This window comes from Acinetobacter sp. YH12098, assembly GCF_013419235.1.
GTDB classification, from domain to species: domain Bacteria; phylum Pseudomonadota; class Gammaproteobacteria; order Pseudomonadales; family Moraxellaceae; genus Acinetobacter; species Acinetobacter amyesii.
The window spans coordinates 24849-38973 of sequence record NZ_VPAO01000040.1 but is presented as its reverse complement, the minus strand read 5'-3'; the positions used below and the strand labels follow the sequence as shown (position 1 = coordinate 38973).

Here is a 14125-nt window from a genome sequence, read left to right as displayed (position 1 = left end):
GAGGAATTGCCACAAGATACGATAAGCTAAAACGTAACTATCAAAGCGCTGTTGCTTTAGCTTGTATATTTATATGGTTGCCTCTTTAGCTCAATTTATCGGCTGTAAATGTCAACACACCCTAATAAGATGAAAATTATCGCAATATAAATAAGATTGAAATGCGGAAAAATCGGAATGAATAAAAAAACCACCCAATCTTTCGAAAGGGTGGTTTAGAACTCGAAACTAAAATTAAGCTTCTTGCTGTTCGGATTGAATTGCCGTTAATGCAATGGTAAACACGATGTCATCGACCAAAGCCCCACGTGACAAGTCATTTACAGGCTTGTTTAAACCTTGCAGCATAGGGCCAACACTGACTACATTTGCAGAACGTTGAACTGCTTTATAGGTTGTATTACCTGTATTTAAGTCAGGGAAGATAAACACATTGGCACGACCAGCCACTTTAGAGTCAGGTGCTTTAGAGCGTCCCACACTTTCCACCGATGCAGCATCGTATTGAAGCGGGCCATCAATAAGTAAGTCTGGACGGCGTTCTTTGGCAATACGTGTTGCTTCAGCCACTTTCTCGACATCTGCGCCTGCACCAGAAGTACCTGTTGAATACGAAATCATTGCGATACGTGGGTCAATACCAAAAGCTTTCGCTGAATCTGCAGATTGAATCGCAATCTCTGCAAGCTGTTCTGCATTTGGATCTGGATTAATGGCACAGTCACCATATACATAGACTTCATCTGGTAACAGCATGAAGAATACTGAAGAAACCAATGAATAATCAGGTGCAGTCTTAATCAATTGGAATGCAGGACGTACAGTATTCGCCGTAGTATGTACTGCGCCTGAGACTAAGCCATCCACCTGATCGAGTGCAAGCATCATGGTACCTAAAACCACAGTATCTTGTAGCTGTTCACGTGCTTGTAGATCATTGAGTTTACCTTTACGCAGCTCAACCATTTTAGGCACATAGTTTTCACGAATCAGATCTGGATCAATAATTTCCAAATCATGTGGAAGTTCGATATTACGTGCTTTTGCAACTTCAATCACGGCTTCAGGTTTTGCCAATAAAATACAGTGTGCAATGCCACGTGATTGACAAATGGCAGCCGCCTGAATGGTGCGTGGTTCATCACCTTCAGGTAGAACAATTCGTTTTTTCGCAGCAATAGATTTTTGTACTAATTCATGACGGAATGCAGAAGGGGACAAACGGGGTTGATACGAACCATTCAATACTTCAGTAATCCACTCAGCATTGATGTGGCTTGAAACAAAGCGGGTCACTTGTTCTGCACGTTCTACGTCATCGACAGGAATTTCATTGCCTAAATTTGAAAGTTGTTGTGCCGTTTCAAAAGTGCTTAAAGGCGTATGTAAAATCGGTAAGCCTTGCTTAATCGCGGTTTGGCAGAAATCCAAAACTTGTGGGTTCGGTTGATGGTGTTCAGTCAAAACCAAACCGGCAAGTGGAATACCATTGCTACTTGCAAGGCTAGAAGCCAACAATACATCAATACGGTCAGAGGCGCTGATAATCAGTTCACCTGCCACAAATTTGTGAAGTTCATGTTCAATATTAGAGGCAACTAAGCTGCTATGTAGTACGCGTCGATGAGCAGCATCGCCTTGGTTGATCCATTCTGATTGAATATGCGTCGCCAAGTCAGACATGCGCGGTACGCTGAGCGTATTACTAAATGGAACGAGGCCAATGACAGGTAGCTGTGTAGAACCAATTTGCGGATTACTTTGTTGTAATTCGAGTACAAATTTATGGGTATCACTGATTAAACGCAGATTTGGATCAAGCGTGACAGGAATTTGCGCAGATTCTTCTGGCAAACCACGTGTGCGCATAAACAAAACGCCCGCAGTACGTTCAGATGCTGCACCACCGAATTGGCGTAGAGAACTGTCAATTTTCTCAGCCGTTTTCGTGGCATTTTGAATATCTGCTGTGCTGACAATAATTACTTTAGCATCAAGAGCTTTTGCTAAAGTTGCGTTGAGTTCTGAGGCAAAGTTATCTCGGCTGTTTGGAACCAAGCCTTCAACAATAATCAGATCATGCTTTTTTGCAATTTCACGGTGCAAACGAACCGCTTCTTCGAGCAGTTCATCACTTTCATCATGACTGAGTTGCTTCACGATGGTGGCATGATGAATAGGTTCTACCGTTTCATTATTAAATAAATGACGATAAAGAGCCGTTGTACGGTCTACAGTATCTGCGACATTTTCCTGTGAAAATGGTTTCAGAAAACCTGCTTTGACCCCTTGGCATTCCAAAGCATAAATTAAACCTAAGCATGCAGATGTTAAACCTACACCTTCCCCAGTTGGCACGAGTAAAATTGTTTTCATACGGTGTCTAAATTAAAGCTAAAAATTAATATTGAAGGCGAAGGGGCTGATGCGATTGCTTATGCAATCGCAGCTTCAGCATCAGACTTTTTTGTAGCAGACGCTGTCACCTCGTCTACAACATGCTCAGTTTCTTTGGCAATACGGCCTTCTTCATCGGTTGGAACAACCCAAATTTGTGGGCCAGTACCGTGGTCAATACGACCTTCAGTACCGCGTTTTAAGTTGTCATTTAATTCTTTACTAAGGTTGAAACCAAAGTGCGGTAAGTATGAAACTGTTTTTTCACGAATGTAGGCAGAATTTTCACCAATACCACCGGTAAAGAATAAACCGTCAATACGTGGTAGACCACAGCTGAGACCTGCCAAAGATTTTGCTAAACGGTAGCAGAATACTTCAATGGCAAGTGCTGCATCTTCGTTGCCTTGTTCCGATGCTTCGATCAACGTACGCATGTCATTTGAAAGATCAGACAAACCGAGTAGGCCTGATTGGCTGTTCAGCATCTTGTCGATTTTGTAGATATCCCAACCTAAGTTGCTCGCAAGGAAGCTGTGAATACTTGGGTCAACATCACCACTACGTGTGCCCATCACCACACCTTCAAGTGGTGTTAGACCCATTGACGTATCTACAGATTGACCATTCCAAATCGCACAAGTCGAGCTACCATTGCCTAAGTGAGCAGTTAACCAGCCACCTTGTTTAAAGCTGCCTGCCAACATTGAGCCACGCTCAGATACGTAGGCATGGCTAGTACCGTGGAAGCCATAACGACGTACGTTATGCTGTGTGTACAAGAATTTTGGTAATGCATAGCGGTATGCATGAGACGGCATTGTTTGGTGGAATGCTGTATCGAATACGGCTACTTGCGGAAGTTCAGGGAACAAACGCATGGTTGCTTCGATACCCACCAAGTGAGCAGGGTTATGCAATGGCGCAAGCGGTGTAGCTTCACGAATACGTTCAATAATTTCTGGTGTTAATAGCTCAGCTTTGGTTAATGTACCGCCGTGTACCACGCGGTGACCAATCGCTTGAGGATTATGGTGAGCCAAACGCTCTAAAATAGTTTCGAGGGCTTTTTCATGGTCAGCATGTGGAATAGACAGCTCAAGCGCAGCACCACCCGTAGTGACCCCTTTAATACGTGCATCAGCAGAACCTAGGTTCTCGGCCAGACCAAAAATACGATCTTCACGGCGCTCAGAAACTAACGCATATTTGATAGAAGAAGATCCGCAGTTAATTACTAATACTGATGTAGACACGTTTAAATACCCGAATTCTAATTGAAATACTTATCCATAATGTTGATCTGATTGCAGTTGTATTGATTGATGCAATTTAGATCTGTGATGATGTTTTATCATGGGTTTTTTTATCGTCCTAGATAGACTTTAGGAGATTAGACTTAAGCACTATCGACCCTGAGCACAATAATAATTAAAATTTATCAGTTCATAGTTTTCATTTATTAATAAAATAATCCTCAAAATTTATACGATTTAAGGGATATACATAGAACATAACATGCGGTTGCTGCGCTGTAATCCTCAAATTGTTGCAAAAAGCAGGTAATTTGAACTTTTCTTATTCTTCTTAAGCATTTAATTGTCAAAAAATCTGTTTTCGATTCTATATCCTGTGTGTTTGCAGGCTTATATTTCAATATGTGAACCCTGGGTCTAGTTTTTTAAATCGCCATAAAAAAAGCTGTGCCTTTAATCAGAAAAGCACAGCTTTCATTGTCTTATTGGGTGTTATTGGCGAATTTGACCATCACCAAACACAATCCATTTTTGAGAAGTTAGACCTTCTAGACCGACTGGTCCGCGTGCATGGATTTTATCGGTTGAAATACCAATCTCAGCACCAAGACCATATTCAAACCCATCCGCAAAACGCGTTGAGGCATTGATCATCACTGAACTCGAATCTACACGCGCCAAGAACTGACGAGCCAGACTAAAGTTTTCGGTAATGATCGAGTCGGTATGGTGTGAGCCATATTTGTTGATGTGCTCGATCGCTTCATCTAGGCCAGTAACGACTTTCACTGCCAAAATCGGGCCTAAGTATTCGGTGTACCAATCTTCTTCAGTTGCAGGAACAATCGATTCACCCAAAATGCGCTGGGTTTCAGCACAGCCACGAAGTTCAACTTTTTTCTCAGCATAAAGTTCAGCAATGCGTGGTAAAAACTCTTCAGCGACATTTTCATCGACGAGCAAGGTTTCCATGGCATTACATACGCCATAACGGTGTGTTTTGGCATTAAGCGCAATAGGTAATGCTTTTTGCAAATCAGCCTGAGCTTCCACAAAAACATGGCAGTTACCATCAAGATGTTTGATAACAGGCACACGTGCTTCATTGGTGATACGTTCGATTAAGCCTTTGCCACCACGAGGTACGATCACATCGACATATTCAGGCATAGTAATTAATTGGCCAACCGCAGCACGGTCTGGGGTATTAAGCACTTGAACGGCATGCTCAGGTACACCTGCAGCAGTTAAGCCATGTTGAATCGCTGCCGCAATTGCTTGGTTAGATTCCAAAGCTTCAGAACCACCACGTAAAATAATCGCGTTACCTGATTTAAGCGCTAAAGATGCGGCTTCAAGCGTTACATTCGGGCGAGATTCATAAATCATGCCGACAACACCTAGCGGCACGCGCATTTTGCCCAGCTGAATACCTGTCGGACGAAAGGCCATATCGGTAATTTCGCCAATCGGGTCAGTGAGTGCGATTACATCTTTTAGACCTTGAAGCATGCCTTTAAAGCGTGTGGGGGTAAGTTCTAAGCGATCAAGTAGAGCACTATCCAAGTTGTTGTTATGCGCTTTGGTCATATCCACTTGGTTAGCTGCCAAAATTGCAGTTTCACTGTTTTGTAAAGCAGTATAAATTGCTGATAAGGCATTATTTTTAGTCTGGGTAGAAGCCCCTGCGAGCACACGTGATGCTGTGCGTGCTTGCTGTCCTACCGTTTGCATGTATTGTTCAATAGACTCTTGCATAGCGGTTTGATCACTTAGAAATTTCAACTCGATATTAACAGCCTGTGACTGAACAATGAAGCACTTAAGTGCATATTCGACTGTACATGCTGACCAGAATTAACATTTTGAAATTGTTTTTAGAACAAAAGTAGATAAGCGGCGGGGATATCAGTTGCTTGTAAAATGAACCTCTGTATAGAATGAAACAATAGCGACATTGAAGTCGTACAAATAACGATTAAAGAGCAGGACGCTAAGTCGAGCAGAGTCTCTAAATGAATTCCTGACAATAAAAATAAGGCAGGAATGGAGGAAAGGAATATGAATTCCATTATCCAAATGGATCCCACCGTACAGGAAAGTACGCATTACAGTTTTTTCGATCTGTATGACAAGCAAAGCTTTAAACAGCCTGCCAGAACGACATGGATTGATGGCTGGAAGGTCGAATATATGGCCATTGCACAACCTGAAACCATTCATCGCACCCCGATTGTTATTATTGGTGGGGCATTTCAAAACTTTAATTCCTACAAATATTGTGTCGAACAATTATTTGCGGCAGGCCCAATTATTTTAATTGATTTACCCTCCATGGGCTCAAACCAGCAAATTACCAATGTCGATACTTCGGTGTCGGCAGGGACTTTAGAGTTGGGTGATCTGGCACAGATGTTAGGCGTTTGGTTGGATATCGTCGGGCTAGAAAAAGTATCCGTGATGGGGATGTCGCTCGGTTCAGTGGTGGCTGCAGGACTGGCGGATCAACGTCCTGAATTGATTGACCGCATGATATTGATGGGCGTAATGCAAAAAACGCGCAAGAGCTGGCGCATGTTGCTTGAAGAATCCTTGCATTTGATGAAAGAACAGCGCATGGATGAATTTGGTCAAGCGGTGATTTTGTATTTGGTTAATCATGCCAAACTGGATGTGACGCGGATGTCACCGACAGCAAAGCGTTTGTTCTTTAGACAAATGGCTGAATTCACCAATACCGAACAAGAGCGTTATGACATTAACTGTAACCGTTTGCTGCGTTTGCAAGACGTGCCGATTCCACAGTGTGATGTATTGGTGTCTTGCGGGCAGTACGACAGTTTTACTTTGCCACATGAAAATGCGGGCTTTGCCTTGCAATGTCCGAATATGCAATTTGCCATGATTGCCAATGCGGATCATTTACCGCAGTTGCAACGCCGTAAGGAAACCATGAATTTGTTTGCAACTTATCTACGCGGTGAGTCTATTCAGCAGTTGGATGGGATCATTCCAATGAGCCGAGAGCAAATGCAAAATATTGAACGCCGTGGCGAAGCGCGTGTAAGTGTACAACAGCCATTCACGCATTTATCTCATCGCCATTCAGACCTCGTGGTTGAAACTCAAATTACGGATTTAAATTATTTCGGCGTGTTACTGAATGTACAGGCTGAAATGTTGGACTCCATGCACGCATATCCTCGGGATTTGGCATTACATCTAGAAGATGAAGAAGGTGAGTTTAAAATTGAATGTCTCATCTTTGACGTTGTAGATACGCAGGTTCGTGCTTTGTTTAAGCATGGTAGTTTTGAGTTGGCGGAGCGTTTATTGCGCTTTGTACAACGCCAAAAAGAAGATGTGTTGTTATTAGAAGCCGTAAGTTAAAACATGAACATATAAAAAACAGCGCGTTAGCGCTGTTTTTTTGTTTTGGCATGGACCATCCAAACCAAATCGCCACAGTGCTGCTCTGCATCGTGGAAAGGAATCACTTGTTCTTGTTGCTGTTGTGGAAAGTATAAGGCCGGCTGAACGACGTCTACTTCTTCAAATCCTGTATGACTGAAAAACTGCTGTAATTCAGCAGGGGATTGAAAATGAAAAGTAAAAGCGCTGCGAGACATGACTTTGAGTAATTTACTACTGGCCCAAATAAAACGTGCTAAACGGTTCTTGACGGGTTCAGGATAGATGTCGGTCAGATAATGTAATTCCTGAAATGAGGCGCCATATTCGGTGATCCCTTGCAATAACTTATTCAGTAGGGTTTGATCAAAATAATTAATCAGACCTTCGCTAATCACCACCAAAGGACGTTCAGGGTCAAAACTCTGAAAAATACGTTCAAAATCTTGAGTGAAAATGTCCCCAGTTAAGACCTCGGGGGCATGCGGGTCAATCTGTTTAAGTGCCTGTGTTTTGATTTTTGCCATATCTGGCAAGTCGAGTTCACGATAGTCAATTTCAGGATGCTTGGTACGAAAATTCCAACCGCGCGGGGAGAGGCCGCAGGCAATTTCGAGGACTTGTAGCTGAGGGTGTTGGGCAATGAGTTGATCTAAATGCTGATCGATCATGGCATGGCGCTGTTTGAGCGTCGAGCGCATGCTACCGCCCACATTCTTTTCTGCCCAGCTTTCTAATGGGTGGACTAAACGTGCTAAAAATTTGCCTTTACGCGTAGCAAAAACGGGATGTGAAATCCCCATGCTGTACCAAATATAGCCGGTGTAATGTGCAGTAAAGGAAATGTGTCGATGTTCCGATAAACTTTGTGTCATGTCGTCCTGACCTAATGTTGTTTTTATTGGCAATTTTTGTATAGCACCGAAGCACTTATTTTGACTTCATCATAAATCAAAAAGGAGCACCTTGTCGTGCTCCATTTTCTAGAATTTTGAAAGTCTTGGATTAGCAATATTGATTTTTAAAATCCACAATGCGGTTACGCACATTTTGCCAGTCCGCTCCGAGTTCAATGCTTTGTCCAATCTCAATTTGTGGGATTTTTCCGCGCATACGTTCTAAGCGTTCCTGATTTGGAAGAGCCAAGTTTTGAATTCCATCAAGCGCAATGCATGCAGATTCACGGTTATTACATACGAGGCCCATATCACAACCTGCATTTAATGCTGCTTGGATACGAGCATCTGCGCCGCCAGCGACACAAGCTGCTTGCATGCTTAAATCATCGGAGAATAAAACGCCATCAAATTGGAGCTCTTGACGTAAGACTTTCTGAATCCAATACGGTGAAAAACCAGCAGGGTTAGGATCAATATTTTCATAAATCACATGCGCAGGCATTAAGGCATCAAGCTGTGGTTGCAGTTGAATAAAGCTTTGCATGTCTTTTTGATAGATTTCTTCATAACTACGATGGTCAATGGCAGCAGCAACATGTGAGTCTGCTTTCACCGATCCATGGCCTGGGAAATGCTTACCTGTAGATGCCATCCCCGCACGTTTCATACCTTTTAAGAAAGCACTTGCCAATGGAATAATGTCTTGCATATTTTTGGCAAAACCACGGTCACCAATCACATCACTGACATCATTTAAATCAAGCACCGGTGCAAAACTGAAATCGATGCCGACCGCAAGGACTTCGGCTGCCATCAACCAGCCACATTGTTCAGCCAGTTCAACAGCTTTTTCAGGTTCAGTTAAGTAAATTTCTCCAAACTTGCCCATAGCTGGTAGGAGTGTGAAGCCTTGCTTTAAGCGTTGTACACGACCACCTTCCTGATCGACCGCAATTAAAATATCAGGACGAATTTGACGCATATGGTCGGTCAGGGCACGAACTTGTTCAGGAGATTCAATGTTACGACCAAATAAAATCATGCCGCCAACTTGTGGTGCTTGTAATAGTTCAATATCTTCTTGGGTAAGTTCTGTGCCAGCAATGTCGAGCATTAATGCGCCAATCATATTCGGTGTCCGTGTTGGAATTTTTAAGGAAAAACAATACCTGAATTCTGCAATGATTTGCTACACTTTGTCAGCAGAGAATATGATAAAACTACACGACATAAACATATTAAGTTGTTTAAGATTTTGAATCTATTCAATTCAGGTCGAAAACCAACACGGTAATATTGGTCTTAATACCAAGGAAGTACAAATTATTTATGAAACTTCAAACATTAGCTTGTGCCGTTGCGATTGCGACAGGTGGATTCTTTTTCACTCATGTGGTGAATGACGCAATTGCTGCCAATAATACAGAAGCAGTGAGCGCGGGTACCATTCAGCCCACACAAGAGCAAGCCTTGGTCTCACGTCAGCTTGCAACATTGGTAGACCGTCAACACTATTTAAATCAGCGTTTAGATGCCAATACCTCTAACCGTATTTTAGATTTTTATATTGATAGTTTAGACGCTGAACATACGTTGTTCTTGGCATCGGATATTGAAAATTATAAAAAACGTTATGGTTCAACTTTTGGTGCAAATCTCAAAGCGGGCAATTTAACAGGGCCGTATGCGATTCATGCGCAATATCGTGAGCGCTTAAAACAGTTCTACACCTATATGTTGGAAGAGCTGAAAAAGCCACAGAATTTAAATCAACCGAATAACTACATCGAAACCGATCGTGAAAAAGCGCCATTCTTTAAATCGACAGAAGAACAGCGTGCGCATTGGAATAAAATGTTGGTCTCTCAGCTGATCAATTTAACCATCAGCAAAGAAGAAGAGAAAGCCAAACAAAAAGCGTTGAAAGATGACCCAACACTGGCAAATGGTCAAGACTTAACAGGTCCTGAAGACTTAACACCTGTACAGACTTTAACCAAGCGTTATACACGTCAGTTAGAGCGGATTAGTCGTTTAAAAAGCGATGATGTGCTTGATAAAACTCTGAATGCCATGATGCTGACGTATGATCCGCACAGTAATTACTTTCCACCTGTAGATGCGATGGAATTGAACCGTCAAACCACGCTGCAATTGGAAGGGATTGGGGTATCGATCCGTCCTGAACGTGGTAATGAAGACTACACCAAAATCGAGACGATTGTGGAAGGTGGGCCAGCCAGCAAATCAGGACAAGTGAAGTCAGGCGATCGCATCGTTGGTGTTGCCCAAGATGGCGACAAAATGGTGGATGTGATCGGTTGGCCGAGCAATGAAATTGTCGGACTGATTCGTGGTAAACGTGGCACCAAAGTGACTTTACGTTTATTGGGTGCTGGTGCGTCCATGAATCAAGCGCGAAATGTCACTATTGTACGTGATGTAATTCAAGAAGAAGATGCAGGCGTGCGTTCACGTACCGTTGAAATTGAACGTGATGGCAAAAAACATAAGTTTGGTGTGATTGAAATTCCATCGTTTTACTTAAACTATCGTGCACGTCGTGCGGGTACAGATTACCGTTCTGTGTCGGAAGATACCAATAAAGCTTTAAAAACTTTAGATGCGCAAAATGTTGAAGGCATCATCATTGACTTGCGTAACAACCCTGGTGGCTCACTTGAAGAAGTAGCACGTATGCTTGGACAAGTGATTAAATCAGGTCCAGTGGTGCAAATCCGTGATGGTAATGGCAATGTCAGCGTGTTTGAAGATGATGATGGTGGCGCGCAAACTTATGCAGGCCCATTGGCGGTATTGATTAATTTGGCTTCGGCTTCTGCGAGTGAAATTTATTCTGCTGCGATTCAAGACTATGAGCGTGGTGTGGTGATTGGTAGTACCACAACGGGTAAAGGAACAGCGCAGGTACAACTTGACTCTTTAGCCTATGGTCAAGCAACCTTAACGCAACGTAAATTTTACCGAGTGACGGGCGGCAGTACCCAAAATAAAGGGGTCGTACCGGATATTAAGCTGGTCGATATTTACAATGAAGAGTTTGGTGAGCGTAAATCGAAAAATGCTTTACAGTGGGATACTATTCCAACTGCACCGTTTAAACGTGAAGGCTCGATCCAAGCCTATGTTCCAGATTTGATTAAGTCATCTCAGCAACGCGTCACGATTGATCCTCAATTTAAGTATTTAGAGCAACGTACAGCGATTGCAAAAAAGACGGATGAGCAAAAGCGTGTGGTACTCGACTTAACGAAGCGTAAAGCTGAATTGTTGGCACTAGAGCAAAAGTCTTTGGATGCTGAAAATCAACGTCGTAAAGTGGTGGGTCAAAAGCCTTATGCCAACTGGGAGAGCTACCAAGCGTCTATGGATGCATTGGTGGAAGCACGTGCGAAAATGAAGGCGAACCAACGTCCAGCACTGCCTGAAGAAGAAGTCTTTGTGACGGAAGCAGCAAACGTGCTAATGGACTATGCCAAATTACAAGGCAAAACGCATACAACAACAGCCAAAAAGTAAGTAATTCATCCATAAATAACATTGAGATGATTGCTTGAGTTTTTGACAGAAAAGATGAATTTATCCATTGAGAAATAGCGAGCTACGGCTCGCTATTTTTTTTGTGAGTAGGGCGGTGTTCGATTTAAATCTAGAAAGCAATCTATAAATGATTCTAACTTATTCATTTTATTATGATTAGAAACTGTTCTAAAATAATAAACACCTGATGCAATTTTTATCAAAAGTTTAAGTTTTAGTGAACTTCATCAAGCTTTATTTTTTTAAATTAATCAGTTGCTTAAAATCTTGAAAGAAAGACTTGACCATTACCGTAGACTAATAGATTCTAAGAGAAAATAAGTAAGTAATTGAAAATGTAACAAGTTAAAGGGAAGAGATAGATTGGGTAATTCGGTTAAAGAAAGTGCCACGATAACCTAAGCGGAACGCTTGATATGACTCATATTCATTATGATTACAGTCTGGTCGCTGGTTCAATCGTAGTTGCATTATTAAGTTGTTACTTTGCTGTTTCACTCGAACAAATGTTGTTTCGTGGAACACGACCAAGATATGAAAATGTCATTTTATTCTTCAGCGGTGCAATTTTAGGTGCTGCGATCTGGTGCATGCATTTTGTAGGCATGATGGCCAGCCATTTGCCTTCAAGCCATAGTTTCGATACCAGTCTGACCCTGATATCCTATTTTATTGCTTTCGTTGCTTCCACTTTTGCTGTGTGGTTAACCACACGACAGACATTACCTTTTCCGCGTTTAATTTTAGGTTCAGTGTTAATGGGCCTTGGCATTTCCGGCATGCATTATACCGGTATGCTGAGTTTAGCCGTTCAGGGCTATGAACAACGGTATGAACCTTTAATTGTTATCTGTTCAATTTTAGTTGCGATCTGTGGTTCGGGTTTGGCCTTTTGGATGACGTTTAAAAATAAATATTCGCCAAAACGGAATATTTTGAATGTCTTTGTCGCATTAATGCTGACTTTTAGCATTGTGGCTATGCATTATATTGGTATGGCGGCTGTTGATTTTGTACCGCTAAACTCGATGGATGTATTGGTTGCGGCTCAAATTAACCATAATTTATTGCTATTTATTGTCTTATTTGTCACCAGTTTATTGTTGATGGCGGCCTTTAGCGTTGCAGTACTTGAGCAACGTTTAGAACATCGCAGTTTGCAGTTGATGCGCGCAAATCGAGAACTAGCCAATCAAGCTGTACAGGACAATTTGACCCGTTTACCTAATCGACTATTTTTGGCTGAATATGCACATTTTCTATTTACAGAGCATCGCTTAAGACAAGATAAAATTGCTTTTATTTATATTGATATCGACCGTTTTAAAGCGGTCAATGATGTGTTTGGACACCATGTGGGTGATCAACTACTGATTCAAATTGCTACGCGTATTCACCGTTTAATTAATGATAAAGCCAAATTGCTACGAATCGGTGGGGATGAGTTTCTGATTGTACTTGAGTCGGCAAGCAATGATTCTGCCACAGCAATGTCTGAAAAAATATTGGAATTGATGCAAGAAAGCTTCTTGATTGCAGGTAAGGAAATCAATATTTCAGGCAGTATTGGTATTGCGATGTACCCAGAACATGGTGCGAACTTGCAAGATCTGCTGATCAATGCAGACACTGCAATGCTGAGTTCAAAGTATCAAGGGCGTAATACCTATTCATTTTTTAATTATACCGCCGACCAATTTGAAGAAAAAAGTCAGACGAAACTGATCAATGATTTGTATAAAGCAGTAGAAGAACAACAATTTATCTTATTTTATCAGCCAAAATTTAATGCCGCTGATCGTGAAATTTGTGGGGTAGAGGCCTTAATTCGTTGGAATCATCCAACTCTAGGTATGTTGACGCCAAATAAGTTCATTAATGGCGCTGAAAAAACTGGACTGATTATTGCCATGGGCTATTGGGCACTTGAAGAAGCCTGTAAGCAAATTCAGCACTGGGAAAAGCTGAATATGCCGCTATATCCGATTGCGGTCAATTTATCAGCCATTCAGTTTGAGCATAAACATTTATTTAGTACCTTAGAGTCGCTTTTTGCACGTTATGAAATTAACCCGTCAAACTTAATTATTGAAATTACCGAGTCAACAGCGATGCATCATATCGATGCCAGTATCGTGACTTTTGAACATTTGAGACAGATGGGGATTAAAGTTGCGATTGATGACTTTGGAACGGGACATTCAAGTTTCTTGTATTTAAAAGAACTGCCTGTAGATGAACTGAAAATTGACCGTGAGTTTATCCGCAATTTGAGCGTTGGCTCTAAAGAAGAAATTATTTTAGAAAGTATTATTCACTTGGCAATTCGACTGGGGCTAACAGTCACTGCAGAAGGTGTAGAGACAGAACAACAAGCAGAAATTTTAAAACGTTTAGGTTGCCAACAGTTACAAGGATATTTGTTAGGAATGCCGATGCCAGTGGCACAGCTTGAAGAAAGCATGAAAGCGAAAGTTGAATAAGGTCATTTGTGGTCTTATCGCATTGCCAATGAGTATAGAAGAAAAGACAGTGGAATACGTTATATCGTCGATAAAAACAGGTCGTCATCCAATGTAAAACATCAAGACACGCCACGCT

General features: G+C 41.8%; 8 protein-coding genes and 1 pseudogene. 4 read left to right on the top strand and 5 right to left on the bottom strand.

Annotated elements, in window-relative coordinates; all coding sequences use genetic code 11:
* Positions 1 to 89, top strand: a pseudogene (locus FTU38_RS13125) (IS5/IS1182 family transposase); the annotation flags it as partial.
* Between the two features lie 145 nt (positions 90 to 234).
* On the opposite strand, the gene pta reads toward FTU38_RS13125, so the two are convergent.
* The 3 genes from pta to FTU38_RS13110 form a co-directional block, all read right to left on the bottom strand.
* The gene (gene pta, locus FTU38_RS13120; protein WP_180111451.1) at positions 235 to 2376 is read right to left on the bottom strand and encodes a phosphate acetyltransferase; all 2142 of its coding nucleotides are present in this window, start codon (positions 2374 to 2376) and stop codon (positions 235 to 237) included.
* A gap of 59 nt (positions 2377 to 2435) precedes the next feature.
* Entirely contained in the window at positions 2436 to 3653 is a 1218-nt protein-coding gene (locus FTU38_RS13115) for an acetate/propionate family kinase (protein ID WP_180010213.1), read from the bottom strand.
* Positions 3654 to 4145: 492 nt separating this feature from the next.
* Positions 4146 to 5411: a glutamate-5-semialdehyde dehydrogenase gene (locus FTU38_RS13110; protein ID WP_078189652.1), complete on the bottom strand. Its 1266-nt coding sequence runs from the start codon at positions 5409 to 5411 to the stop codon at positions 4146 to 4148.
* A gap of 303 nt (positions 5412 to 5714) precedes the next feature.
* On the opposite strand from FTU38_RS13110, the gene FTU38_RS13105 reads away from it, so the two are divergent.
* A complete protein-coding gene (locus tag FTU38_RS13105; protein ID WP_180026007.1) occupies positions 5715 to 7043 on the top strand; it encodes an alpha/beta fold hydrolase in 1329 nt (442 codons plus the stop codon).
* A 26-nt stretch (positions 7044 to 7069) separates the two neighbouring features.
* Here the strand turns inward: FTU38_RS13105 and FTU38_RS13100 are convergent, their stop codons facing one another.
* Entirely contained in the window at positions 7070 to 7939 is an 870-nt protein-coding gene (locus FTU38_RS13100; protein ID WP_180102526.1) for a class I SAM-dependent methyltransferase, read from the bottom strand.
* A 130-nt stretch (positions 7940 to 8069) separates the two neighbouring features.
* On the bottom strand, positions 8070 to 9092 hold the full coding sequence (gene nagZ, locus FTU38_RS13095; protein WP_180088981.1) for a beta-N-acetylhexosaminidase: 1023 nt from the start codon (positions 9090 to 9092) through the stop codon (positions 8070 to 8072).
* Positions 9093 to 9292: 200 nt separating this feature from the next.
* Here nagZ and FTU38_RS13090 point away from each other — a divergent pair, with 200 nt between their 5' ends.
* Both FTU38_RS13090 and FTU38_RS13085 read left to right on the top strand, forming a co-directional pair.
* Positions 9293 to 11503 (top strand): carboxy terminal-processing peptidase, encoded by a 2211-nt coding sequence (locus tag FTU38_RS13090; protein ID WP_180111449.1) that lies wholly within the window; start codon positions 9293 to 9295, stop codon positions 11501 to 11503.
* Positions 11504 to 11940: 437 nt separating this feature from the next.
* On the top strand, positions 11941 to 14007 hold the full coding sequence (locus FTU38_RS13085) for an EAL domain-containing protein (RefSeq protein WP_180111447.1): 2067 nt from the start codon (positions 11941 to 11943) through the stop codon (positions 14005 to 14007).
* Positions 14008 to 14125: the final 118 nt, after the last annotated feature.

Bases quoted from the DNA above. Each gene is read 5' to 3' on its own strand.
- pta (WP_180111451.1), bottom strand. From the start codon at position 2,376: ATGAAAACAATTTTACTCGTGCCAACTGGGGAAGGTGTAGGTTTAACA.
- FTU38_RS13110 (WP_078189652.1), bottom strand. From the start codon at position 5,411: ATGCAAGAGTCTATTGAACAATACATGCAAACGGTAGGACAGCAAGCA.
- FTU38_RS13105 (WP_180026007.1), top strand. From the start codon at position 5,715: ATGAATTCCATTATCCAAATGGATCCCACCGTACAGGAAAGTACGCAT.
- FTU38_RS13100 (WP_180102526.1), bottom strand. From the start codon at position 7,939: ATGACACAAAGTTTATCGGAACATCGACACATTTCCTTTACTGCACAT.
- nagZ (WP_180088981.1), bottom strand. From the start codon at position 9,092: ATGATTGGCGCATTAATGCTCGACATTGCTGGCACAGAACTTACCCAA.
- FTU38_RS13090 (WP_180111449.1), top strand. From the start codon at position 9,293: ATGAAACTTCAAACATTAGCTTGTGCCGTTGCGATTGCGACAGGTGGA.
- FTU38_RS13085 (WP_180111447.1), top strand. From the start codon at position 11,941: ATGACTCATATTCATTATGATTACAGTCTGGTCGCTGGTTCAATCGTA.